General features: G+C 65.3%; 25 protein-coding genes. 13 read left to right on the top strand and 12 right to left on the bottom strand.

Annotated elements, in window-relative coordinates:
• Window positions 1-12 precede the first annotated feature (12 nt).
• Both G6N61_RS03400 and G6N61_RS03395 read left to right on the top strand, forming a co-directional pair.
• Window positions 13-561: a YceI family protein gene (locus tag G6N61_RS03400; RefSeq protein WP_163917255.1), complete on the top strand. Its 549-nt coding sequence runs from the start codon at window positions 13-15 to the stop codon at window positions 559-561.
• 87 nt (window positions 562-648) lie between these two features.
• On the top strand, window positions 649-1,113 hold the full coding sequence (locus G6N61_RS03395; protein ID WP_163917254.1) for an SRPBCC family protein: 465 nt from the start codon (window positions 649-651) through the stop codon (window positions 1,111-1,113).
• A gap of 27 nt (window positions 1,114-1,140) precedes the next feature.
• Here G6N61_RS03395 and G6N61_RS03390 read toward each other — a convergent pair whose 3' ends face one another.
• The 4 genes from G6N61_RS03390 to G6N61_RS03375 form a co-directional block, all read right to left on the bottom strand.
• Window positions 1,141-1,950 carry an LLM class F420-dependent oxidoreductase gene (locus G6N61_RS03390; RefSeq protein WP_163917253.1) on the bottom strand — a complete coding sequence of 270 codons (810 nt, stop codon included), beginning with the start codon at window positions 1,948-1,950 and terminating at the stop codon, window positions 1,141-1,143.
• A gap of 85 nt (window positions 1,951-2,035) precedes the next feature.
• Window positions 2,036-3,721, bottom strand: coding sequence for a GMC family oxidoreductase (locus G6N61_RS03385; RefSeq protein WP_163917252.1), 1,686 nt, complete (start codon window positions 3,719-3,721; stop codon window positions 2,036-2,038).
• 126 nt (window positions 3,722-3,847) lie between these two features.
• A complete protein-coding gene (locus G6N61_RS03380; RefSeq protein ID WP_170314451.1) occupies window positions 3,848-3,997 on the bottom strand; it encodes a hypothetical protein in 150 nt (49 codons plus the stop codon).
• A 156-nt stretch (window positions 3,998-4,153) separates the two neighbouring features.
• A complete protein-coding gene (locus G6N61_RS03375) occupies window positions 4,154-4,684 on the bottom strand; it encodes a hypothetical protein (RefSeq protein WP_220101432.1) in 531 nt (176 codons plus the stop codon).
• A 304-nt stretch (window positions 4,685-4,988) separates the two neighbouring features.
• Here G6N61_RS03375 and G6N61_RS03370 point away from each other — a divergent pair, with 304 nt between their 5' ends.
• From G6N61_RS03370 to G6N61_RS03360, 3 genes are all read left to right on the top strand, one after another.
• Window positions 4,989-5,783 (top strand): SDR family oxidoreductase, encoded by a 795-nt coding sequence (locus G6N61_RS03370; RefSeq protein ID WP_163917250.1) that lies wholly within the window; start codon window positions 4,989-4,991, stop codon window positions 5,781-5,783.
• Window positions 5,784-5,847: 64 nt separating this feature from the next.
• On the top strand, window positions 5,848-6,756 hold the full coding sequence (locus G6N61_RS03365; RefSeq protein WP_163917249.1) for a helix-turn-helix transcriptional regulator: 909 nt from the start codon (window positions 5,848-5,850) through the stop codon (window positions 6,754-6,756).
• 197 nt (window positions 6,757-6,953) lie between these two features.
• Window positions 6,954-7,196, top strand: coding sequence for a hypothetical protein (locus G6N61_RS03360; protein ID WP_163917248.1), 243 nt, complete (start codon window positions 6,954-6,956; stop codon window positions 7,194-7,196).
• A 50-nt stretch (window positions 7,197-7,246) separates the two neighbouring features.
• Here G6N61_RS03360 and G6N61_RS03355 read toward each other — a convergent pair whose 3' ends face one another.
• Window positions 7,247-7,618 (bottom strand): nuclear transport factor 2 family protein, encoded by a 372-nt coding sequence (locus G6N61_RS03355; RefSeq protein WP_163917247.1) that lies wholly within the window; start codon window positions 7,616-7,618, stop codon window positions 7,247-7,249.
• A gap of 162 nt (window positions 7,619-7,780) precedes the next feature.
• Here G6N61_RS03355 and G6N61_RS03350 point away from each other — a divergent pair, with 162 nt between their 5' ends.
• Both G6N61_RS03350 and G6N61_RS03345 read left to right on the top strand, forming a co-directional pair.
• Window positions 7,781-8,083, top strand: coding sequence for a hypothetical protein (locus G6N61_RS03350; protein ID WP_163917246.1), 303 nt, complete (start codon window positions 7,781-7,783; stop codon window positions 8,081-8,083).
• 87 nt (window positions 8,084-8,170) lie between these two features.
• Window positions 8,171-8,419 (top strand): DUF3297 family protein, encoded by a 249-nt coding sequence (locus tag G6N61_RS03345; RefSeq protein ID WP_163917245.1) that lies wholly within the window; start codon window positions 8,171-8,173, stop codon window positions 8,417-8,419.
• 65 nt (window positions 8,420-8,484) lie between these two features.
• On the opposite strand, the gene G6N61_RS03340 is transcribed toward G6N61_RS03345, so the two are convergent.
• The 5 genes from G6N61_RS03340 to G6N61_RS03320 form a co-directional block, all read right to left on the bottom strand.
• The gene (locus tag G6N61_RS03340; protein WP_163917244.1) at window positions 8,485-9,033 is read right to left on the bottom strand and encodes a hypothetical protein; all 549 of its coding nucleotides are present in this window, start codon (window positions 9,031-9,033) and stop codon (window positions 8,485-8,487) included.
• A complete protein-coding gene (locus G6N61_RS03335; RefSeq protein WP_163917243.1) occupies window positions 9,030-10,130 on the bottom strand; it encodes a hypothetical protein in 1,101 nt (366 codons plus the stop codon). The genes G6N61_RS03340 and G6N61_RS03335 overlap by 4 nt, the downstream gene beginning before the upstream one ends.
• Before the next feature lie 14 nt (window positions 10,131-10,144).
• Entirely contained in the window at window positions 10,145-10,552 is a 408-nt protein-coding gene (locus G6N61_RS03330) for a FixH family protein (RefSeq protein ID WP_163917242.1), read from the bottom strand.
• A complete protein-coding gene (locus G6N61_RS03325; protein ID WP_235887388.1) occupies window positions 10,549-11,919 on the bottom strand; it encodes a DUF8832 domain-containing protein in 1,371 nt (456 codons plus the stop codon). The genes G6N61_RS03330 and G6N61_RS03325 overlap by 4 nt, the downstream gene beginning before the upstream one ends.
• Before the next feature lie 195 nt (window positions 11,920-12,114).
• A complete protein-coding gene (locus tag G6N61_RS03320) occupies window positions 12,115-12,753 on the bottom strand; it encodes a hypothetical protein (RefSeq protein WP_163917241.1) in 639 nt (212 codons plus the stop codon).
• 143 nt (window positions 12,754-12,896) lie between these two features.
• Here G6N61_RS03320 and G6N61_RS03315 point away from each other — a divergent pair, with 143 nt between their 5' ends.
• Window positions 12,897-13,805 carry an alpha/beta fold hydrolase gene (locus tag G6N61_RS03315; protein ID WP_163917240.1) on the top strand — a complete coding sequence of 303 codons (909 nt, stop codon included), beginning with the start codon at window positions 12,897-12,899 and terminating at the stop codon, window positions 13,803-13,805.
• 149 nt (window positions 13,806-13,954) lie between these two features.
• Window positions 13,955-14,848 carry an aldo/keto reductase gene (locus G6N61_RS03310; protein WP_163917239.1) on the top strand — a complete coding sequence of 298 codons (894 nt, stop codon included), beginning with the start codon at window positions 13,955-13,957 and terminating at the stop codon, window positions 14,846-14,848.
• On the opposite strand, the gene G6N61_RS03305 is transcribed toward G6N61_RS03310, so the two are convergent.
• Window positions 14,841-15,680, bottom strand: coding sequence for a helix-turn-helix domain-containing protein (locus G6N61_RS03305; RefSeq protein WP_163917238.1), 840 nt, complete (start codon window positions 15,678-15,680; stop codon window positions 14,841-14,843). The two genes, G6N61_RS03310 and G6N61_RS03305, sit on opposite strands and share 8 nt — an antisense overlap.
• A 143-nt stretch (window positions 15,681-15,823) precedes the next feature.
• Here G6N61_RS03305 and G6N61_RS03300 point away from each other — a divergent pair, with 143 nt between their 5' ends.
• On the top strand, window positions 15,824-16,243 hold the full coding sequence (locus G6N61_RS03300) for a hypothetical protein (RefSeq protein WP_163917237.1): 420 nt from the start codon (window positions 15,824-15,826) through the stop codon (window positions 16,241-16,243).
• Window positions 16,244-16,315: 72 nt separating this feature from the next.
• On the opposite strand, the gene G6N61_RS03295 is transcribed toward G6N61_RS03300, so the two are convergent.
• Complete coding sequence (locus tag G6N61_RS03295; RefSeq protein WP_163917236.1) at window positions 16,316-17,536, bottom strand: cytochrome P450; 1,221 nt, start codon at window positions 17,534-17,536, stop codon at window positions 16,316-16,318.
• 185 nt (window positions 17,537-17,721) lie between these two features.
• On the opposite strand from G6N61_RS03295, the gene G6N61_RS03290 reads away from it, so the two are divergent.
• From G6N61_RS03290 to G6N61_RS03280, 3 genes are all read left to right on the top strand, one after another.
• Entirely contained in the window at window positions 17,722-18,270 is a 549-nt protein-coding gene (locus G6N61_RS03290) for a TetR/AcrR family transcriptional regulator (RefSeq protein ID WP_163917235.1), read from the top strand.
• A gap of 380 nt (window positions 18,271-18,650) precedes the next feature.
• Window positions 18,651-19,973 (top strand): pyridoxal phosphate-dependent decarboxylase family protein, encoded by a 1,323-nt coding sequence (locus tag G6N61_RS03285; protein WP_235887387.1) that lies wholly within the window; start codon window positions 18,651-18,653, stop codon window positions 19,971-19,973.
• Between the two features lie 1,842 nt (window positions 19,974-21,815).
• Window positions 21,816-24,596, top strand: coding sequence for an Ig-like domain-containing protein (locus G6N61_RS03280; protein ID WP_163917233.1), 2,781 nt, complete (start codon window positions 21,816-21,818; stop codon window positions 24,594-24,596).
• Window positions 24,597-24,636: the final 40 nt, after the last annotated feature.

Raw genomic sequence — 24,636 nt, 5'->3', positions numbered from 1 at the left:
ACAGTCGGCGCAATGGATACCTCGTCGCGGACGCTCGACCCCTCCATGGGTGAGTTGCGAGTGGGCACCAAGGCCGAGGGCCCGGCGGCGCGACTGGGTCACGACTTGACGCTGGTCATGGACGTGTGGATCGCCGAGGTGTCCTGGGTCGACGGACGTCCCGGTGCCGTGATTCTGACCGTCCAGTCAGCCTCACTGTCAGTCCTGCGTGGTGACGGGGGAGTGAAGTCGCTCTCGGGAGCGGAGAAGGCGCTGGTGCGATCGAATGCGTTGCGTGCGCTCGATGTAAAGCGTCATCCCACGATCGGCTACCGGAGCGACGAGATCGTGGCGACCGACGGCGGTTACCGACTGGCGGGTTCGCTCGCCATCCACGGCAAGACTCACCCGCGCGCGATCGACCTTCAGGTGACGGACCTCGGCGACACGTGGCGCCTGACGAGTGACTCCGTCGTCCGCCAGTCCGAGTTCGGCGTCAAACCGTATTCGTTGATGATGGGATCGCTGCGGGTGGCTGACGACGTCACGGTGTCGTTCTCGGCGAATCTGGCCAAGAAATGACCGCCGTCGGGCGATGGAGGAGCGACGGGAAGACCTCGATCTCCGCGCAACGTTGCCGTCACGGCTGAGTTTCGGCAGTGTGGGGGGATGAGCGAAAACGCGAAGGTCACCGTTGAACGAACCATCGATGCGTCCGTGGCCGACGTCTTCGACGTCATCTCCAATCCCGAGCGCCATCCAGCGCTCGACGGCTCGGGCTTCGTCCGCAGCGTCGATCACGCTGACCGGATCCAGGCGGTCGGCGAGGTCTTCACGATGAACATGCAGGGCGACCACATGGGCGGGGAGTACAAGACCGACAACCACGTGTCCGGTTATGCGAAGGACAAGCTGCTGGCCTGGAAGACCGCGCCCGAGGGCACGGATCCTCCGGGGTGGGAATGGCTGTGGGAGTTCGAGTCTCAGGGACCTGATCAGACTTTGGTCCGCCACACCTACGACTGGTCGAAGGTCACGGACAAGAAGATCCTCGAGAAGGTGTCGTTCCCGCTGGTGACCAAGGATCAACTGGACGACACGCTATCCCGGCTCGCCGCGGAGGTCTCGTCCTGACCCGAGGCCTCTCATCGGGGGAGTGACCTATCCGTTGTCCCGCCAGGTGAGCACCTCTTTGAGAGACGACAGGTCGTAACCGTCGTCGGGGGTGAGTTCGGTCTGGAACAACGTGACTCCAGCCTGGCGGAACTCATCGGCGCTGTCGGCGTTCTCCCACAGGGTGGAGCGTTCGATGTCGGCGCCGTCGCGGCCGAAGGACGCTGCCAACTCGTCGACGCGGTCGCTGGACCTGCGGAAGGCGTCGAGGTCGGTGAACGCGTGCCAGATGTCGGCGTGCCGGGCAACGGCGGGCAGTGAGCGCTTGGGACCGGTGCCGCCGATGAGGATCGGGAGCTTGCGCACCGGCGGCGGGATCAGTGCAGCGAGCCTCTTCTCGATGCGGATCAGGCTCTCGTCGAACAGGTCGAAGCGGGAGCCGAAGGTGCCGAAGTCGTAACCGTAGGTGGTGTAGTCCTTTTCGTACCATCCCGCGCCCAGGCCGAGGATGAGCCGTCCGCCGCTGATGTGGTCGACGGTGCGCGCCATGTCGGCGAGCAAGTCCGCATTGCGGTAGCCGACGCCGGTGACGAGGAGACCGATCTCGGCGTGTGAGGTGATCTCGCCCCACGACGCGAGCGCGGTCCACCCCTCGAAATTGGCGACGTCGGGCTGCTCGTCGAACATGACCGGCTTGCCGTCGACGATTTCCTTCATCGCCGGACGGTGGAAGTGGTCGTAGCCGAAGATCACGTCGACGCCGAGGTCGTCGGCGGCCAGGACGGCATCGCGCCAAGTGCGGTAATCGGGCGTGCCGCCGGGCTGGATCTGCACGGCGACGCGGACGGGACGGGTCATGGATGCTCCTGAGTCGGGGAAGGGCGACCCTTGAGCCAAGTTCACCTAATGCGGTGTTTATTCCGCATCGACTAGATGCTCGCGCTCAGTTCAGGATTGCCCGCGCAGCGCGTTCTGCGATCAGCATGACCGGTGCGTTGGTGTTTCCCGAAGTGATGGTGGGCATCGCCGACGCGTCGACCACGCGGAGGCCGGCGACGCGGTACACGCGACAATCGGTGTCGAGCACCGTTGCGGCCGACCGTGGCCGACCGTGTGAATCGAAGGCCCCCATCGCACAGGTGCCCACTGGATGGAAGATGGTCGTTCCCAGCTCCCGGGCCGCCTGCTCGAGGTCGTCGTCGCTCTCTAGTCGTGGGCCCGGCAACACCTCTTCCGGGCGGTACCGGGCCAGCGGCTGCGCCGCCATGATCCGTCGGGTCATCCTCAAGCCCCGCACGGCGATCTCACGATCGGCGTCGGTGGACAGGTAGTTGCAGGAGATCTTCGGTGAGGTCAGCGGGTCTGCCCCAGCAATGCGCACGTGACCTCGTGAGGTGGGGCGCAGATTGCACACCGAGGGAGTGATCGCTCCGAAGGGATGCAGGGGCTCTCCGAACTTGGCCAATGACAACGGCTGCACATGCCACTCCAAGTTGGGACTCGCCAACGCGGGATCGCTCCTGGCGAAGGCCCCCAGCGTGGAGGGCGGCATGGTCAGGGGTCCTGACCGAAGCAACAGGTATTGGAGTCCCATGCCGGCACGGGTGATCCAGTTTCGATAGAGCGTGTTGACGGTCCGAGCGCCCCGCACCCGGTAGACCGTTCGTAGCTGCAGGTGGTCCTGGAGATTCTCACCCACTCCCGGCAGATCGACGGCTACCGGCACCTGATGCTGGGTGAGCAGCCCGGCCGGTCCGAGACCCGAGGCCTGCATGAGCTGCGGCGAGCCAATCGCTCCGGCGCTCAGGATCACCTCCCGGCGGGCCTGGACGTCGATGATCTGGCCGTCTTTGCGCAGCCGCACCCCGGTGGCGCGGTGCTGAGCCTCGGTCCAGGCGCCGTCCCGCTGACCTTCGTGGACCTGGTCGTCCATCAGCAGGTGCAGGGCCTGGGTGTGGGTGTAGATGGTGAGATTCGGTCGATGGGCGATGGGATGCAGGAAGGAATCCGCCATCGACCAGCGGCGGCCGCGCCGCTGGTTGACGTGGAAGTACGCACTGCCGTCGTTGCTTCCGCGATTGAATTCCTCGATCGGCTCGATGCCCAGTTCGGCAGCAGCGGCCTGCCAGGCGTCCAAGACCTTCCAGCGCACGCGTGGCCGCTCGACCGCGATCTCACCGCCGGCGCCGTGCCAGTCGTCGGCGCCGCCGAAGTAGTCCTCCAATTCCTTGTAGATCGTCAGGGTCTCGCCAGCGGACCCGTCGGTGCCGCCCCACAGCCACCGCTCGTCACCGGTGGCCCGAGCCCAGGCTTCGTAATCGGATGCCTGCCCGCGCATGTGGATCATCGCGTTGATGGACGAACTGCCACCGATGACCCGGCCACGCGCGTAGTGGATGCTGCGGCCGGCCAGTCCCGGGTCGGGTTCGGTCGCGAAACACCAGTCGGTGCGCGGGTTGGCGATCGTGTACAGGTAGCCCACCGGCACCTTGATCCAGAACCAGTCGTCCTTGCCGCCGGCCTCGATCAACAGCACCCGGTGGTCGGGGTTGGCGCTGAGCCGGTTGGCGAGCAGGCAGCCCGCGCTGCCCGCTCCCACGATGACGAAGTCGAACTCGGCGGGGCTCATCTTCCTCCATGGCATCGGTGCGGCAACCGACCCTTGCACACGAGTGGTGAGTTCGTCGCCGAAAGTCGCGGCGCGCTGTCATCGGGGAGATCAGTCCGCGCAGAGCGAGATTCGCGGCCCCAGCGGTCAACGACTTTCGTTGGCATCACCGGGGTGGGGAACGTTGTCGTCATCGACGTAGGGTGCGTGCTCGGTGTCGGTGTGTTCGTGGTCGCGCGGGCCCTCGTTGGCACCCTTGGACTCGACTGCGTCTGCTGCATCGCTGGGCATCGACATGGTGGGTCCTCCTTGGATCGTTCCGCGGGGCTCGTCCCGCAGGAATGTGTCAACGGTGACGTGTGCCCGCTTCGTGCCGACCCGAACCGCCCTCAGATAGTGCGGAAGGCCAACTCAGACCCAGGTCGATGGTGCTCGACCTGGCCCTTCTGGAAGCTAGACGCCCGCGTTGCGAGCCGTTACGGCTGCGGCCGTCGCCTGTGCGGTGGACGGTTCGATGGGTGTCGACACGGCATCGGCTTCATCTTCGACTGCCGGGGTCCCGTCAGTGGACGCAGACAGATCCTTCGCCTTCTGCGCGGCCAGCACCTCAGCGAGTAGGGCCTCGTCGTACCTAGCCTCAGCGGCCTGGCTCCGCTTGCGCGCCTCTTCTGCCTCGCGTTGGGCCTTGCTGCGCGCCTTGCGCAGCGTTTCCCGCTGCTCCGCCGAAGCCTTGATCGCACGCTTGAGTTCGGCCTGCTGATCGATGGCGGCTTGCAGCGCAGCCTCGTCGGCGGTGCGCCGTGCGGCATTGTCTTCCAGACGTTCCAGCACGAGCGACAGCTGGTTCTCAGCCCGGGTGGCCTCCTCTTCGGCGGCCTGCCATTGGCCGCGGGGCTCGTCCAAGGCCGCGTGATCGACCTCCAAGTCGGCGTTCGCGTCGGTCGTCGTGGCTTCGGACTGTCCGCGTGCGTCTGCGGTTGTCATGTTTCGGCTCTTTTCCATCGGGTTCTCGCGCCGCGGGCGCGAAGTTCGCTCGGCTGACTCGTCGATTGACGGCGCCGGTCCTTGGGGGGTTCCCGCTATGCGACATCGCAACCCTGGGCGTCACCCGAAGGTGGCAACGGCATCGGCCACTCGCCCGGACGAGGGGGAGTCTGGCAGTACCCCTACTGCGGGGATCTCCTTGGCGTCTGAAAAAGCGCCTAACTTCCTGTGAAGGGTTTCGACTGAACGAGGGAGAAGCATCCGAGCTTGCCCTGCTCTGTCCGGCCAACGAGAAAGGCGGCACATGGTGGACGGCCAATTCGCAACGCAAACAGAACTTTTCGACCTGACTGGTAAGCGCGGCCTGGTCACCGGTGGCACCAGGGGCATCGGGATGATGATCGCGCGCGGGCTCCTTCAGGCGGGCGCCCGCGTGGCCATCAGCTCGCGCAACGCCGAAGCGTGCGCTCAGGCGCAAGAACAGCTGTCCGAGTACGGCGACGTCTGGGCCATCCCCGCCGATCTGTCCCGCCACGACGAGTGTGAGCGTCTCGCCGACCTCGTCACCGCGGATTCCGGGAGCCTCGACATCCTGGTCAACAATGCGGGCGCGATGTGGGACGAGCCGTTGGAGACGTTCCCGGACGCGGCTTGGGACACGGTCGTCGATCTCAACCTGAAGTCGCCGTTCTGGCTGGTGCAGGCGCTGCTGCCGGCACTTCGCACTGCTGGTGTCGCCGACGACCCCGCGCGGATCATCAACATCGGCAGCATCGCGGCGATACACATCCCGGCGCGGCCCAACTACTCGTATTCCAGCAGCAAGGCGGCGCTGCACCAGCTCACCCGAGTGCTCGCAAAAGAGCTTGGTCCGCAACACATCACGGTGAACGCCGTCGCGCCGGGGCCGTTTCCGTCGACGATGATGGCGTCGACTCTCGACGAGTTCGGCGATGCGATCGCGGCCTCGGCTCCGCTGCGTCGGATCGGCCGCGACGACGACATGGCGGGTGTCGCCGTGTTCCTTGCCAGCCGCGCAGGCGCTTACCTGACGGGCACCATCATCCCCGTCGATGGAGGGATCGCCACGACCGCGTGATCCGGAGACTTCAGGGTATTGGCGGAACCTCCCTTCGCCGGCGGTGCAGGCCTACGGTGGGTGGATGGCCGCCACGCTTGACCTGCGCACCGAGATCCGAGAGTTTCTGAGGTCGCGTCGCGCCCGCATCGCCCCTGAGACGGCTGGCCTGCCCGCCTACGGCGGTCGGCGTCGCGTCGAGGGTCTGCGTCGCGAGGAGGTAGCGCTGCTCGCTGGCGTATCGGTCGAGTACTACGTACGGATCGAGCGCGGCAACCTTGCCGGCACCTCGCAGGGCGTACTCGACGCCTTGGCCACGGCCTTGCAGCTCAACGAAGCGGAGCGCGATCACCTCGTGCATCTCGCACGCCAGTCCGGGGCGCCCGGTGGTCGACCGCACGACGAACCTCCCACGACAGCGCGTCCCGCGCTACAAGAGGTCCTCGACGCAATCACCGGTGCGCCGGCGCTGATCCGCAATGGGCGCCACGACGTGCTTGCCATGAATCACCTGTGTCGCGCGCTGTATTCACCGGTGCTGGCCGACCCGCGACGGCCCGCGAACACAGCGCGATTCGTGTACTTGCATCCCAGCGAGGCGAAGGCGTTCTTCGTCGACTACGACCAGGCGGCGCGGAATGCGGCCGCGATGTTGCGCATGGAAGTGGGCCGTAATCCTCACGACGAGGAACTGCTCGCCCTGGTGGGTGAACTATCAGCGGGCAGTGCGTCGTTCCGGCAGCAGTGGGCGTCGCGCGACGTGCGGGTGCACGGATATGGGAGCAAGCACGTGAACCACCCGGTGGTGGGTCGGCTCGACTTGAACTTCGAGTCCATGGATCTGCCCACCGAACCTGGACTGCAGATGAACGTGTACACGGCTACTGCGGGAGGGCCGACCGCCGACAAGCTGGCCCTGTTGGCGTCATGGGCCAGCCAAGAGACGCCGGCAGCCGGCAAGAGTTTGGGATCGGTAGCGCCAACGCCCCGGTGAACTCGTCTCGACGACGCCACTCGAGCGGCGCGAGACAGGGGAGCACACCATGACCACTCAACAACCGAAGGCGGATCGTCGCCGGGGCACTGATGTCCGCTAGTTTGGCCGTGGCCGGTCTGGGTTTGTCCGTCGGTACGGTTGAGGCAGGCACCCCGCCGGACGGCCCCTTCAGCTGGTGCCCAGGTGATCCGCCGGTGGAAACCGGAAACAAGAAGTACAACCCGGTGCGCTGGGATGAGGGAATCTGCCATGAGTACTGGCTCGTGTACCACGGGCAGGGCAATGTCGCGCAGAACGTGTGGGACGGACCGAACCCGCCCGGACCACCACCGGGCATGGGGTTCGCCCCTCCGCCGCCCCTTCCGCCGGGATGGTGCTGGGGTCTGTTCCTGCCGGGACCGTGCCCGCCGGGCGTGGCAGGGCCGAGGCTCGGATAGTCGCAGACGATCCAGCCCCCACGCCGTCGCCTGCTCCCCGGCTCACCCCACTATGACAACGTGGGATTCAAGAAGACATACAGCGCAACGATTTTGCCGTCGCGGACCAAGAGACTGTCCAACCCCGTGTATTTCGGTTGTTCGCCTCGAGGACCCGAGCCCCACGCAATGATTCCGGCATTCGCCAGCACCTGCGGCTCTCCACTGTGGGTGTAGACGAAATGCGGATGCGTCGCCCGCAGATCGCCGGCGAACTCGTCCAAGGCGTCGTGCCCGACATACGTGCCGTCTGGCGTGTAGACCACGCAGTCGTCAATGTAGAACTCTTCGATGGCGGCGCGCCGCCGCGTCGCATCTCCCTCACCGAAGACCTCTTGAAGGTTCCGGGTGAGCAGTTCGAATATCCGCGCGGTCGCAGTCATGGTCGCCAATCCGTCTCTGGTGCCGACCTGCTCGACACGACTCCGAAACAAACGGACTACAGTCCTGTTTGATTCCACCGTGTACGGCCAGCTCGTTCGAAGGCACGGCGCAGTCGCTCGGCAGATCAAGCGTTCCATTGTCCAGGCGGGTATAGCTGAGGCGTGACACGTGATCAGTTGCTGGCTCGCTACCGAGAGTTGGTGCGCCACGAGCTGCCGCAGCGGGGTCGGGCTGGCCGCTGGGTCGTGACCAAGGATCATTGCTTCGGCCGGATCCTGCTCGACCATGCCGTCGGCGGCTGCTGGTACGACGCGCTCGACCGGCGTCGCTCACCGGCATTCACCCAACTCGACGACGACCAGCTCACCGAGGCCGTTGCACTCGCCGAACGAGTGATGCGCGAGGGCGACCCGCTTCTGCGTCAGCTGAACGCGCAGAGCCTGTCGTGGCGCGGAAAGCTGTGACCGCGTCCGCGTGCGCACACCGTCGCCGGGGTCGCGTAGATTCTCCGAGAACCATCCCAGCACTCAACGCACCAAACGAAGGCCGTCATGTCCGAGGATCAGAACGCAGACGTTCCACCAAACCACCTCTCCGTCGATCCGCGCAGCGCCTTCTATAGCGAGGAGGTGCTCCTCCGCGACGTGGGCATTCGCTTCAATGGCGCCGAGAAGACCAATGTCGTCGAATACGACGTCGCCGAGGGTTGGGTGCGTGTCGAAGTCCCCACCGCGAAGGATCGCCGCGGAAATCCCATGGTCGTCAAGCTCAGTGGCACGGTTGAACCGTATTACCGCTGAGCGTAGATGACGTTGGTAGCCAACGTGATTCATGTCGTAGCCATGCGCGGAGCTGAGACGGACCACTAGGAATTCGCGTCGGCGATGCTGCGGGGACCAGTGCGGATCCAGACCACCGCGAAGAACACCAACGTCAGCGCCAGCGGGATCAGTCCGACGAGCCAGCTCAGCGCTAGCGGGGGTCCCGGCTGTTCGAGCACGTCGACCCTCAGGTCGCCTGTGCCTTCACCCTGGGGGCCGTCGATCGTGAACCGCAGCGTCCATCTCCCCGAGGAGGTGAGTGACTCGACGTCAAGCCCCCACACGTCGCGGTTGCGGGGATGCCGGGACAGACGATCTGCGTCGCCCCAGCCGTCGGGAGCGATCGCCGCGATGGTGCCGGACTTGTCGGCGATTCCGCCGTCCGGTTCGAACGTGAAATCCAACGACTGCATGGCGCGCAGCGGCCACACGGTGAAACCGACCGTCACCGGGTAGGGGCCGACCTGGACGCGCTCGGTGTGCACGACGTAGTCCAGTGGATCGGCGGCCGCGGCCGGCGCCACGCCGATCGACAGCGCGGCGACGGTGCACAGCGTCGCGACCAGCGCTCGCAACCTGCTGTGGATGGTCATGCCGGTGCGCCGACGGAAGGCGTCGTGTTCGACGCACGGAGTGCCCGGCCGAGTCGCCACGTTGCGCCACCGAGCACCCCGGTGAGCAGCGCCCCGGCGACGCACGTGAGCAGGATGCTGCCCGCGCCTCCGCCGCCGTCCTCACCACCCAGGTCGACGCCCCCGGATTCCATCGAGCTGAGCAGCCAGATGATCGCTACCGCACCTGCCGCGCCGCACGCGGCCAGCAGCCGGGCGCTCGAACCCGTCCATCGCAGCAGGAGTTCGACGACGACGCCGAACACGAAGACGATGGCGGGGGTCAGCACCATGTCGATGGGGAAGCCCAACTCGACGAAGTCGCGAAGCGCCAAGTGCTGGAGGTCGGCGTACCAGCCGACTGCCCAGGTGGCGAACGACCAGGTCGCCAGGTTGAGTACCAGTGTGAGCAGGCCGGTGCCGATGGCTCCGCCGCGCGGCACGACTTGGGATCCGAGCAGCACGCAGACGAGCGGAATGGACAGCCAGGTCAGGGTGGCCCAATCGATGGACGCGCTCAGGTCGAGATCTGCCAGCGCGCCGCTCTGGATCGAGGCGTACTGCCCGAACGCCGCGATGGCGACCATGAACCCCCAACGGCCCCAGCGGTGTTCGCGAGCCGCGGCGAAGACGATGGCCGTGCCGATCATGGTGACGCAGATCGACGTCAGCCACCCTTGGTGGGGCGGCGACGCGACGGTCACGTCGAATCCGTACAGGCCGTGCCACCACTCGTCGTACAGCCCGTAGAGCAGGAACGAGGCCGCGGCGATGCCCGCGACCAGATAGCCGATGGGCGCGGCGAACGCGCCGAGGACCTTGAACGAGCGACCGCCGACGGTCGGATCGGGGTCCTCGCCATTGCGCTGTGCGGCGGTGGCCCGCAGCACCATCGCCAAGCTGGTCAACCCGGCGATCGCGCCGCCGGAGTAGATGAACAGATGCGGCAGCGTGAAGAAGCTATCCGGCCCGACGTCGAGGTGCCAGTCGATGTCCCAGGTCAACCCCGACAGCGAAATCAGGGTGCCTGCGAGCATGACGAACGCCGGAATCTTGGCGCGCGAATCGGTCTTCGTCATGGCGGTGGGCCTTCCTAGCCGTTGGTGGTGACGCTCAGAACTGCTTCATGCACTGCGCCGCTGGCGGCGATGCGGACCGTGATGTCCCACTGCCCGGCCATGGACAGATCGACGTCGGCGCGGTACCGGCCGTCACCCTGGGCCACGGTGGCCACAGGTGTTGTGGCATGACCCATTTGAGGCATCGCGGGTTCGAAGCTGACCGAGTCCGGTGTAGGGGGCTGGCTTTCGTTGCCGGTTATCTCGACGGTGACCGGGCTGATTCCGGCCTTCAGCGACTCGCCGATCAGCTGCACGCGGTACGGTCCTGCCGTTGCGGTGGCCGCGCCATCGTCCGTCGATTTCGGCCACAGCAACCAGACTCCGGCACCGACGACGACGGCGGCGATCGCGGCGATGACGAGGAGACGGTGGCGACTCACGGTAGGCGGACCTCTATTTCGGTTGGCGCCGTGAGGATGGCGTAGTCGCGTTCGGCCTGCACCCACACCTTGTATCGTCCGGGCAGTGCGAACGAGTACGTGAAGTCGATCTCGGGCCCGTACCGGGCAACCGTTTCGTCGGGCTGCCCGCCTGAGGCGCCGATCGTGGGCGGCACCATGGCGTGCGCATGAGACCAGACCGGCGCTATGAGTGCGTGTTTGCCGACGTCGGGGCCGTGGGGGAGTGGGCCGACGACCATCATGTGTCCGACCATCCCGAGCCACGGCTGCAGATCGGGGGTGTCCCCAAACCTTGCCCGGATGGTGCTCGGGATGCCCGCCGGCGCCACGGTCGCGGTGATCTGGCCCTGCGAGGGTGGCGCCGCGGTCGGCGGTGCAGTAGAGGATTGCCCGTCGACCGAGCCACGTAGCAGTTGCACTCCGCCACCACGCCTGGCGATCTCGGCGGACATCGCGTATGTCCCGCGTTCTCTGGTGTCGAGTTTTGCCTCGTACCGTCCCGGCGCGACGCGGACGGGATGCACGTGCGACATGGTGCCCCCAGGTGAGACGACGATGAGATGGATCAGCGCGCCATGGTGAATCAGCAGGTCGTCGGCGGGTCGCCCGGTGGAGGAGTCGGTGAGGTTCAGACGCAGCGTGGCCTGGCTAGCGGACACCGACATGTTCACCGGCGGCCGCGAATAGTCGACTGGATTCTGGGAATTGGCCGCAACACGCGCGTAGGGATCGCGAACGTTCTCGAGGGTCGGGTCGAGGTCCTGGCCCGGCTGCGGGGGCGGAGGGGAGTACGCCGACAGCGTCGCGCCGGTGACGGCCACGGTCAGCGCAACCATCATGCCGGTCGCCGGGACTAGCGCCATCCAGTTGCGGCGCGTGCGCAATGTCGCTGCCAGCGCGACGATCAGCAGCGCGCCCGCGGCGAAGAAGCCGTAGTCACTGGCCTTCTTCCACGGCGGAATCACCTGTGCAGGAACCAGAAACGGGATCCGCGCCGCAGTGTGGCCGTCGTCCACGATCAGTTCCCACGGCCCGGCCCTGTCGACGTTCAGTGTCGCCGAATGGATTCCGGGCGTGCCGAGCCTTACCTGCCCTCTACTGGTCGTGGCCCCCGGTGCCGAGGCGGTGAGTTGCAGTGCGCCCGGAGGATCGCCGTGATGCGTGACGACGTCGACGTGCAGTGGCCCGAGGACCGGGCCGACTCGCCGGATCGTGACCGTCAATTCGCGACCGCCTAGCGACTGGGCGACGTGCACGTCCGCGTCCGATCCGATTCCGTCGGCCCGCGCCGCAGGCACACCGACGGTCATGACCACCAGCAGGCCGATCAAGAGTATTGGTGTCACGGGGGATAGGCCCCCACTTCGTCGCACAGTGGTCGCGCAACTCACCACGCCACCCAGTGCCATGACCACTAGCATGCTGCTCACGAGAGCCCGTGTCGCCGGGGTTATCCCCGATTCTGGTGGGGGATAACCTCCCCTTGGTCGCACAGTGGTTTGCGCAACTCACCAGTCAGGACCATCCGCGATCTTCCCGGCTCATTGTTCCTGTCGGGTACGGCCGGTTACCGAATGCAGGACGAACCGATCCATCTCGCCTTCAGGTAGATAAGGCCTCGGCCGCAACGTAACAGTGCGTTCTTGAAAACGCTCGTCAGCTTCGTCCAGGGTGCGCACGCCGGCATCCGGGTCGGTGACGCAGAACCCCTCCAGTGAGATGGCGAGGTTGTCGAACGCCGCTTCGGTGTCGGCGTAGCGTCCGGGACTCTCATTGAGCCGCTCCAGCAACGCCATTGGCTCTAGCGCGCGCAGTGAGAATATGTCGCTGCCACCAACGAACAGCGGGCGCTGCTTCATTGCCGGCATGATCTCGACGAGGCGGTCGGCCTCGTAACGCAGAACCAGACCAGGATTGCCGCGGACCTCGGTCACGCTGTCTGTGGAAGGGCCGATGTCTGCATACGCGGCAATGAGCGCCTGCTTATCCTCTTCGCTCATTGCATAGCCGAACGTTTCCAGCGTGTCGTGCAGAAGGTCATCGGGGATTCGATCATGGGCCCGCCCGGTAATGGCGCCGTACACATCGGACAGCGCGTCCACCTGCGCCGGAGACATACCGAACTCGAGCTTCCCCAGCCGCACGCGAGGAAAGACCGTCCAGTCAGCGTTTACTGTCATCGAGATTCGTCCTGTCTCTCACCGCCGGTTCACGATAATGCCGCGCCCAGTGGTCCGGGGGGCCGACTCGTGCCCCCCTTTGGTGGGGACGTTGCGACGACACTCGTGACCGATGGGCTTGCCCCACGGAAAGGCGAAAGATCATGACCACAGCGCGCGACGTCGACGTCCACCACGGTCGGGCCTGGGTCGACCCGGATCAGACGGTTCGCCTCGGCTATACGGTCGTCACTCCACCCGAACCCACCAAGACCGTCGTGCTTCTCCACGGCGCCCCCCAGACGCGATACGAGTGGCGCAAGGTCATGATGCCACTGGCTGCCGCCGGCTATCGGGTGATCATGCCCGACTATCGCGGCGCCGGCGCGTCTGACAAACCCCGTGACGGGTACGACAAGTGGACCATGGCCGGTGACGTCCACAGTCTGGTGCGCGAGACCCTGGGCGTGGCAGAGCCCATCTCGCTCGTCGGCCATGACCTCGGGTCGACGCTGGCTCTGAGTTTCGCGCTGCGGTACCGCGATGACACCGTGAGCGTCACCTTCATGGAGGCTCCGCTGCCGGGCACTGCCTACTACGAATGGCGCGTGGCTCAGAAGTCAGCGTGGCAGTTCTCCTTTCATGCGAACCCGGACGTCGCGGTGTACCTCGTGCATGGACGTGAGCGTTGGTACGTCAACCGGTTCTTCGACGACTTGACCTACCAACCGGATGCGATCTCCAATCACGACCTCGACGTCTATGCCCGCGCCTACGAAGCACCAGGAGCCATGCGCGCGATGTGCGAGGTGTATCGGGAACTCGACCGCGACGCCGACGACAATCGCGCCGCGCTGCATCGACATGGCAAGCTCACCATCCCGGTGTTGGCTTCGGGAGGTGCTTCCGGGCCGCTCGCCAGCAACTTCCGGGCGATGTGTGAAGAGATCGCCGATTCGGTGACGGATCACCTCGTCCCGGACTGCGGCCACTGGGTGGCTGAGGAGCAGCCAGAGTACTTCGTCAAGATGTTCTGCGAATTCGACGCGGCCGCTCGCGGCGCAACCGCTTAGCGATTGCGAGCCCCGAACTAAAGGGGGTGTATTTCTCCCCCCTGAGCGCGCCGAAGGCCACTTAACGTGGTCGCGGTGGCCCTGACGTCCCCGACAGCACGGGGGACCGCACACGACAATGGAAACGCAGTGAAGTGGAGGTAGTCGCAATGGTGAACGTGGAGCCGCAGACGATCAGTATTGCCGGTAAGACGGTGTCGCGCTTGGGTTTCGGTTCGATGAGATTCACGGGCCGCGGGATCTGGGGTGAGCCCCAGGACCGGGACGAGTGCATCGCCGTGGCCCGTCGGGCGGTTGACCTCGGCGTGCAGTTCATCGACACGGCCGACTCCTACGGTCCGCACGTCGCCGAACAGATCCTGCATGAGGCGCTGCATCCCTACCCCGACGACATCGTGATCGCGACCAAGGCAGGCTTGACCCGAAACGGACCCGATGTCATCGACACTGACGACGGGCCGAAACGCCTCGGGCCGGCGGCGTGGCCACCGGTCGGACGACCCGAATACCTCCGACAGCAGGTACTGATGAGCATGCGCCGCTTGGGGGTCGATCAGATCGATCTGTTGCAGCTACATCGGGTGGATCCGAAAGTGCCGTTGGCAGACCAAATTGGTGAACTCAAGGCGCTTCAGGATGAGGGGAAGATCCGCGAGATCGGCATGTCGCAATGCACGGTCGCACAGCTCGACGAGGCACGGCAGATCGCCGACATCGTCAGTGTGCAAAGTCGGTTCAACGTCATCGACCGGAGCGCCAACGACATGTTGGAGGTGTGCGAGCGCGATGGGCTCGCGTTCATTCCGTGGGCGCCGGTGGCGCAGGGCGGTCTCGCCTCGGCCCACCAAGCGCTTGCAGACGTTGCCCGGGCGCACCAGTGCACCGTGGGTCAGGTGGCGATCGCCTGGTTGTTGCACCTTTCACCGGCGATGCTTCCCATCCCCGGCACGTCGCGCCGCACGCATCTGGAAGAGAACGTGGCCGCCGCGGACATTCGGTTGACACCGGATCAGCTCGAACAGCTCACGGTGGCTGTCAATTGATCGCCGCCGACGCGGGCTCCGTTGCCAGCGATTCCAGCAAGGCGACGGCGTCGGGAGACGGTCCGTTCTCGAGCGGACAGTAGACGAACAGCCGCTGGTCAGGCGCACCGGCTACCTCGAGCGCCTCGAAGTGCAGGTGTAGCTCGCCAACCTGCGGATGATTGAACACCTTGTCCTCGCTGGTGCGCGGACGCACATCGTGGGTCGCCCACAATTCGACGAATACCGAAGTGCGAGCAGAGATGTCATCGACCACCTCGGCGACGCGGTCGTCATTCGGGAATCGTGTCAGGCCTGAACGGAGGTTGCCGACGATCTGAGTGGCCACCTGGTGCCAGTTCGTGTAGAAATCTCTGGCGGCAGGGTCGAGGAACACCATGCGGGCAAGGTTCTCGGTGTCGCCGAAGCCGCTGTACATCGCGCGACCAGCCGCGTTGATTCCGAGGATGTTGAGGCCTATGTCGACGACGATTGCCGGTACGCGCAAGCCGGAATCGAGGAGCAGCCGGACTCCCGCCGAGACCGTGGTGGCGTGAGTCGGCATCGCGAGGGGGAGGGGATGGACGAGGGAGACGAGGTAGGCAGTCGCGGGCGCGTCGAGTCGCAGTGCTCGTGCGAGCGCACGAAGCACTTGCAGCGACGGTCGGTGTTCCCGCCCCTGTTCAAGCCGTCGGTAGTAATCGGTGCTCAACCCGGCAAGGAGAGCCAGCTCTTCTCGACGGAGGCCACGAACCCGCCGCCCGTCGCCCGGTACGAGGCCGGCGTCCTCCGGCGTCACCGCTTGGCGCCTCGCTCGTAAGAACGAACCGAGTTCCGCCGATTGGTCTGCCATGCCTCATCCCTAACGGACATCTCCGCAGCTGGCAAGCCCGCACGTTGACGGCTTCTTCGTGCGACGTGGCGCCTTCTGATCAAGGCGGGTCGGTTCTGCGAAATTGGGATCGGTAGGCACTTGGACGGTATTCACTCGACGCCATGAAGAACATGATCATCGGCGCGATCGCGACGGGCTGCGCCGCCGTCGGCCTCGGACTGGCTGCGCCCGCCAACGCGGATCTCGCTCCGGGCAACTACCAACACCGCAGTGTCATGGCCAACGGGATCGTCACCGAGAACCTGATGCGGGTGACGAACTGTGGCCCCGGGTGCATCTCGATCCTCAACCTCACGTCGAATACCGACCAGGGTCAGGCGCACGTCCAGGGCAATCAGTACGTGCTCGACCAGTTCGTTCCTGGTGGCGCGTTCTGCCCGGACGGTCGCCCGGTCGACGTGTTCATCAGAAACACCTTCGACCTCGACGGTACGAACGGCCTCGCCACGCTCAACGGCCCCAACCCCTGCGGTACCACCGGTCCGGTGGGGGAGACGCGGTTCACGTTCACGCCCGCGTGAGCTAGTCGATCCATCCTTCCGCTGGGAACTTCTGCGTCTGTTCGTAGTAGCCGATCGGCTCCGTCTGCCCCGTCATGCGACTACCAGTTCGAGATGATCAAGCCGACGTACGAGCAGGCTGGGCAACCAGCGGCCCACGTGGGCAGCGTCAATGTGTGTCGTGCGTTGCAGCAGTTGACGGATCACGACGGTCGCTTCCATCCGGGCCAGGGCCGCACCCACGCAGAAGTGCGCTCCCTTGCCGAAGGTGAGGTGACCTTTCCCGAGTGTCCGATCGAGCTGGAATTGGTCAGGGTCCTGGAAATGCCTGGGGTCTCGGTTGGCTGCCCCCCACATCAGGAGCAGCCGTGAACCAGCTTCCAGGACAACGCCGCCCAGCTCGGTGTCGTTGACGACGTGGCGGTAGTGACCACGAAACGGCGGCTCGAAGCGCAGCACTTCCTCCAGGAACGCGCCCAGCAACTCTGGCTGCTCCCGCACCTGCTGTTGGATTGCGGGCTGGGTGGCCAAGATCCAGGCAGCCGAGCCGATGAGCGATGCCGTCGACTCGCCACCGGCGCTGAAGAGGGTGATCATCATTGCGAGCGCGGTGAACTGGTTCAATTGGCCTGTGGCGCAGGCGGAAGCGAGATCGCCGAGCAAATCGTCTCGTGGGTGGGCGGTGGCGTCCTGAAACTGGTCGTTGATGTAACCGCTGAGTTCCATGACCGCGATGCCGGCAGCGGTGAGCTGTTCTTGGGTGACCAGCCCTTCCACGAACTGGGTGGCGGCATAGCCCCACCGGATCAGCTTGTCGGTGTCCTCGTCAGGGACACCGATGATGCGCCCGACGATCATCATCGGTAGCCGGTTGGCCATCGCGGCCATCCATTCGATGCGACCGCCCTGAACCCGGGTGTCCCAGATGTGAGTCGATGCGTCGGCGACAAAGGACTCGATGGCACGGATCCGCTTGGCCGCTAGTTGCGGTATCAGCGCCTTGCGGTGCACGGCATGATCGGGATCGTCGGCGGTGGCCAGCGCTTGGGTAGGGCCACCGAGTTCACCCATCGGGAAGGCGCCCACCGTCCCATCGGCATTACGCATCATCGTGGCGGTGAGGTTCGAGGAGAAGTAATCACACCGCGCCACAGCCTCGATCACGGCATCCCACCCTGTCACCGCGTAGAAGCCCGAACCGCCGATCCGGTGCACGGACCCCTCGGCATGCATGCGCTCATAGAGCGGATACGGATCCTGGATGAACTGGTCATCGAACAGCGCCAGCCCCAGCGCCCCTGCCCGTTGTGTCATCGCTTCACGCTGAGGGTCTCAGCCGAAGGGGTCAACTTATCGCTACGAAGTCGATACCGCCGGCCACCATGGCCGATGGCCGGCGTCTCAGCCGTGCCAGCTGAACTGCACAAATACGGGACATTCGGAATCCTTACGTCTCAAACCTGAGAATATGGTTCCGAGGCGACAAAGGAGTGCGGCCGATGGCGAAACAGGATTGGGTCGTCGGTGGGGATCGCCGGGCCGCAGCGGCCGAACGCATCTACAGCGCTGCTGCCGACCTGATGGTCCGAGACGGGTTGGACGCCTTCGACATCGACTCGTTGGCCAAGCAGGTGCACTGTTCGAGAGCAACCATCTACCGCTACGCCGGCGGCAAGGCACACATCCGGGACACCGTGCTACTGCGCATCGCCGCAGGCATCACCGACACTGTTCGCGCTGAGGTCAAGGGCCTAACCGGCTCGGAGCGCGTCGTCACGGCGATCGTCGTTGCGCTACAACAGATCAGATCCCACCCGATACGACGACTGATGATGACGTCGAGCAAAGCACCCGCACTGAGCGACCTGCGTTCCTCGCCGGTGCTCAGCGCCATGGCCGCCGACCTCACCGGGATCACCGATGATCACCCAGCAGCAGCTTTGTGGATCGTTCACGTGGTGCTGTCAATGGCCTACCTGCCGCTCGGGGACGAGCAGATCGAGGCCGAGGTTCTGCACCGGTTCGTTTCCCCGGCGTTCGACCGTTAACCGACCCGCGTCGAGCAGTCGTGTTACACGTGGCCGCCTGCACCGTTCGACCACGACCCACCGGCTCAGGAGCATTGAGACCGGGGAGCAGGGGGGCGATGATTCATCAGTTGCAGCACGCAATCGGCCTGCAATGCCCCTGCAGACGAGTATCCAACGCCATACTGCGTTAGCGGCATTGAGGCGATGACGGCGCGCCAAACCGGATGGCCCACCCTAGGGAAACCGCGTCCGCAACGACCTTCGGAACCCATGTGCACGGTATGAACTCGAGAACAAGGACATTGTCAATGGATGGTCATTCCACCCCGGTTGGAACCGACGACGTGTACGCGGCTCTGCCGAGGGCTTTGGAACTGGCGACAGATTATTTGGAGGGTTTGCCACACCGGCTCGTCGACGCGAGCACGAGCTACGACGAGGTCGTCGACGCACTCAGCGGGCCGTTGCCCGACCAAGGTACGAACTCGGTCGCGGTAGTCGAGCGGTTGGCCGCCACTCTCGGTCCGGCAACCATTGCGTGCGCCGGCCCTCGCTACTTCGGCCTCGTCGTCGGGGGATCGCTACCCGCGGCGCTGGCTGCCGACTGGCTGGTATCGACCTGGGACCAGACCGCGTACAGCCGGATGTCGTCGCCGGCTGGCGCTGCGATCGATGCCGTCACCGAGCGCTGGGTTCTCGAAGCTCTCGGGCTGCCCACACGCGCGGCCGTCGGGTTCGTCACAGGAGCCACGGCCGGAAACGTCGTCGGGTTGCTCTCCGCACGGCACGTTCTGTTAGCGCGGCGAGGCTGGGACGTCGAGGCCGACGGGCTCGCCCAGGCACCCCGAATTCGCGTACTCGTGGGCGACGAGGTCCATCCCTCCGTACTACAGGCGTTGCAGATGATCGGTTTGGGATCGCGCAACGTCGAGCGCGTGGCGGTCGACCCACAAGGAGCGATGAGAGCCGACGCGCTCGCCGACGCGCTCGCCGCCGACTCCGACCCCGCCATCGTGTGCGCGCAGGTCGGCAACGTGAACTCCGGAGCGTGCGACCCGATGTCAGAGATCGTCGCGGCGACCCACGAGCACGGCGGCTGGGTTCACGTCGACGGCGCATTCGGACTATGGGCTTGCGCATCGCCGCGACTGTCGGCACTTGTTCGAGGTGTCGAGCTGGCCGATTCCTGGTCGACCGACGCACACAAGTGGCTCAATGTCCCCTACGACTGCGGCCTGGCCATCGTTGCCGATCCCCAAGCTGCCCGCTCAGCACTAGGTGCCAACACGAGTTATCTACCCACGAGCGCGGAGCGCGAACCCGGCGTCCTCGTGCCCGAGATGTCCCGGCGTGCACGCGCGGTACCCGTCTACGCAGCATTCGCATCGCTGGGCAGGCAGGGGTTGCGACAACTGATCGAACGCTGCTGCGAGCATGCCCGCCGCCTGGCCGAGATGATGCAAGCCACGGACGGCTTTACCGTATGCAACGACGTGGTACTCAACCAGGTCCTGATCCGTGCCGACGAAAGCGATGAGCGCACGTGGCGTGTAGCAGAATTGGTGCGACGCAGCGGAGAGGCGTGGGTCGCGGGAACCGAATGGCACGGTCGATCGGCGATACGCGTGTCCTTCTCCAACTGGACGACAGCAGACGACGACGTCGACCGTCTCGCCGAAGCGCTGCGGCAATCGCTGGCGGCGGCGCGTGGGGCTCAATAGGAGCAAGGTCGAAGATCGCGGCTTGAGGAGGAGTGCACGTCCGCGAATTCAAGAGCCGTCGACAAGCGAACGCGAGCAGTAGGTTCCTGTCGATCCGGGAGTTATCTCTGGGCTCGAACTGCCATTCGCGAAACACTCGCGCCTCAGCGGTGGGTGGCTTCGAGGTGTTAGAGGTCCGACAAATGAGCACGCGATATCTGTGCCAAGACGAGCGCATCGATCGCCGGTCTACATCAGTCCATCGTGGAACGAACGTTGATAGGCGCGTGTCGCGGCAACCACACCGGACGGAGGTGGTGCGAGCCTGGCCCAACCCGTTCAACCTGTTGTTGTCGAGGCGCTTTCGACAACTCGACTTAACGCGGCGGCTTTCGACAACTCGACTTAACGCGGCGGGTGGGGGCCGCTCGAAGCGGCCCTGATTCACCCAATGAAAACGGCGACGTTAACTTGACATAATGTGGCTTATCGGTACGAAGCTGACGTGGGCCCATCCGCAGGAACGCCCGTGAGCATGCGCGAACTGCGCCATCGGTGTTTGTCTGTTTTTTTCAGTTGATCTTCGACTTATCACTATCGCGATGCTTCCGTGGCTTATCGGTACGAAGCTGACGTGGGCCCATCCGCAGGAACGCCCGTGAGCATGCGCGAACTGCGCCATCGGTGTTTGTCTGTTTTTTTCAGTTGATCTTCGACTTATCACTATCGCGATGCTTCCGCGCTGGGTCGCGTGATCGGACTTCGTGCCGAGCCCGCCAATCGAGTGCCAACCGAACCCACTGACGGCGCACTTGCCCGCCTTGCGCCACGCTTGGCACCACCACGAATTTTCGTCACTGTGACGCTTTAAGGGCCCTACCGGCCAGCAGGTCGAGCATCTGCAGATGTGAGCTTACGAGGGTGTGCCTGCAAGCGTCGCAGGCCGAGACAGTTCTGCTCCCGCACCCGATGCCCGACCAAGGACAGACAATTCGGAGTGCATGAAGCGATCACACTCGGCGAGGGCCTCGAAGGCGTACGCTCACCACCCCAATCCCCTACTGCTGCAGCGGATCTCGCGTAATGGATGATCTTCATCATCCATGAAACGGATAGCCAGCGGCTCTAGGACGAGGACGTGCGAGTGCTCCCGTGAACCGCGATCACACGTGCGTTCGCAGATGCTTCGGCGCGGTCACTCGAATCTCCATGCTTCAACTTCGGGATCCCCGGTTCGGGTGAACCGCTGAATACGACGACCGGACAAGGCGAATGTGCAGTAGTGCCAACATCACAGTGTGGTTGTCCCGCATTCGCCCATCGGGCCACTGCAGTAGTCCCGCGACCGCGGAGGCTGGACCGATCGCGTCGGTTTCGCGGTCGCTCGGGCTATTTGGTGAGTGCAGGACGCCTGGACTGGATGACCATCTATAGGAGTTTGCAAATTCGGTTGGTGGTGCTCATGTATTCCGCTCGCCACCGCCACCTCGGGAAAGCCGCTGCGGCGACAGCTTCGCGGTCAAGCAATAGTTCGGATCCTGGCCAGTCATTTGGCACCAGTTCCTTGCGGCGATCGTCGGCGGCAACCGCTGCGGTGCGGCGCGCGAACTACTGCACTTGGCGCGGGACTACTGCACTTCCGCTGCCGTTACCGTCTTTGGGGTCGCTGAGGGTGGTGGGTCGGTTATATTTCGCGTCGGCGTTAGTCGTTCAGCAAACCGCGGCCACGCTCACGACAGGCCACAACCCCCTTCTTCGCACCCGTGTCGACGGGTGCGACGCGTCCCATAGCGTCGGCTCGCTGCCACCTCGACGAAACCTCACCGAATGCGACGCATGTCGCGTCTACCTCCAGGAGAAACAGTGGAATCGGCGAATTTTCAGGTGCCCACGGGCCAGTACTCCCGACACATCGGTCGGATAGGTGCGTTGGCCGTGGCGCTCGGCATCGGTGTCGCCGTCGTGACGAGCCCCGGTGTCGCGTGGGCCAGTCCCTCCGCGGACAGCAGCACCGCCGGCATGTCGGACACGTCGAATACGTCGAATACAGCGGAAGAGTCGGATACGTCCGACACCACCGCCGCCGGAGCCGACACACCCACGAAGTCCACACCCGCGCCGCAGTCTTCAGACCCGACCGACAGTCCGTCGGCGACGCCCACCACGCCCGGCGCGTCGACGGCCGCTGACCCCCTGCAGCCTGCATCGGAGACGGTTCAGACGGCTCCCGGCGTCGTCGTCCGCAGCTCCGGCGGGGCACTGACGTCGAGTCAGTACACCTCCGATTTGCCTGCCGTCCCACAACCGACGCCGGCGGACATCACGCCGGTGAGCGAGCCGACGTTGACCGCCAACGACTTGGGACCCGGCACGTCGAGTCCGTCGCCACGCCCAGCCCCCGAGGCCCCCGACGTCGTCGCACGAGAGTCCTCGCCGCCAGTGTCGAGCACGGGGTCCGCCAGACTCGATGCTGCGGTGACCGCCCCGTCCGCAGCGGCGCCCGAGCCACGACGTCTTGGCGTCGACACCGGCCAGCTTGCGTCCCAGCCACCTGCGTGGCGCGTGACCGCACTCACCGGCACCGCAACGCCTGCGCTGCCCAGGACCCGCCCTGCCGATCCGATTGCGGCACTTGTCACGGTGCCCGTCACCGTGATCGCCACCGCCGCCAACCTGTTCGCCGCCGTCGTCGCACCGCTGTTCGGGTCTACGCCCGGCGCTCCCGCCGAATCCCCACTGCTGTGGACGGTTCTGGCCTACGTGCGACGACAATTCGGCAACGACACACCTACCATCCGCCCTACCGTCTCCGCACCGGATGTCCTGGGCAACATTGCGATCAGCCTTCCCACCACCGACGCCGACGGTGATCCGCTGAGGTACTACGCCACCGGCGGCACGAAGGGATCCGTCGCGCTCAACGCCGACGGCCACACCTTCACCTATACGCCCCGCGCGGGTCAGACGGGCACCGACACCGTCACCGTCACCGTCGACGACTCCACCAACCCGCACATTCACGGAATCTCTGGCCTCATCAACGCGCTGACGTTCGGGCTTCTCGGCACGCCAGGTCACTCAGCGACGGCCACCGTCCAAGTCGTCCTCAACACACCACCGTCACTCACCCTTTCGGCCGGGACACCCGACGCATCAACGGGCGCGGTCACCGTGACCGTCCGGTCGGTCGACCCCGACGGCAACCCCTTGACGTTCGCCGTCAACCCTCCGGTCGGGGGCAAAGCGACCGTTACCAGCCCCACCCTGGTCGACGCGGCGACGGGCACCTACACCCTCGTCTACACACCGACCGGCGCGACGCGGCACCAGGCTGCCGCCGTCACTGCCACGACCGCCGACAAGTCCGACAGCGTCACCGTCGAGGTCACCGACGGTCACGGAGCGACTCTGTCGCGCTCCGTGGTCGTCGCCGTCGTCGGCGCGAACGCGGTGCCGCAATACACACCGACGCTCTTCACGACCGACGCCGTCACTGGCAAGGTCACCGGCACCCTTACCTTCACCGACGGCGACGGCGACGCCCTGACCGTCACCGGCGGCGGACCGACGCCCAAGGGTGCCGTGGTGGTCAACTCCGACGGCACCTTCACCTACACCCCGACCGACATTGCCCGAAACGGTGCCGCAATCACCGACGGCTCGGACTTCGACGCGTTCACCGTCACCGTCAACGACGGCCACGGCGCGTCGATCGTTCAATCGATCTCGGTGGACCTGAGTCCACGCGCCGCGACGACTCCGGCGTCAACGATGGCCGCAGCACGAGCCGTCCTCACCGACGTCCTCGCCGAACGCTCCGCGGCGACGGCGAGCGCTCGGGCGTCGCTTGTCGTCTTCACGAGCGGGCAAACATCAATCGACACCGAAGTTCTTCTGGTCGAGGTCGAGAGGAACTTGCGTGACATCAACGCCGCTGACCAGCGCGGAGACAAGATCACCGGAGAAATTGAAAGAGCGAGGCTCGAGAAAAGACTGAATCGGACGGTGAGCGACGACGAACTGACGATTCTGCTGCGCAAGTACGCCGCGATCGACGCGTCCGAGACCGGGCTGCTGTCCCCGGCCTACGCCTACCTCGACGCCCAAGCCGCTGCATTCGCGAAGCCCGCACCGACCGTCGTCAACCCTTTCAACTACGCGCCGGTGCTGTCGAGGATCGTCACCATCACTGATCCCGACACCGGAGTGATCACGGGCCGGGCGGTCTACGTCGACCGAGAAGGACAGCCGCTGAAGTACTTCGTGGGCATCGTCAGGGTCCCCGGCTTCGACGCGGGTTTCACCCTCGACCCGGCAAGCGGGACGTTCGTCCACACCCCCACGTCGCCGCCCAGCGTGGCGCGTCCGGCGACGTTGCAGATCGACGTGCGGGGGACCGACACTCAGGGCACCTTCACCTCCGCCTCCGGCAAGATCGACTACACCGCGAAGGTCAACGTGATCCTCGGCCCGGGCGCCGGCGCGTCGGCAGGTAAGACGGTGTCGGTCCCGGCGCAACGGACGCTCGAACAACTCGACGCCGAGATCGACCGACAAGCGGCCTTGTTCTTGCAGAGTCAGGCCAGCGACGCCATGGTCGCCGACACAGTGGCCTCCATTGCATCGTTGGCCGAAGCTCGATGAGAAATGATGGCGCTGCATCGACACGTGGGTGACGTGATCT

The organism is Mycolicibacterium arabiense (assembly GCF_010731815.2).
Lineage (GTDB): Bacteria > Actinomycetota > Actinomycetes > Mycobacteriales > Mycobacteriaceae > Mycobacterium > Mycobacterium arabiense.
This window is presented reverse-complemented; position numbering and strand designations above follow the sequence as displayed.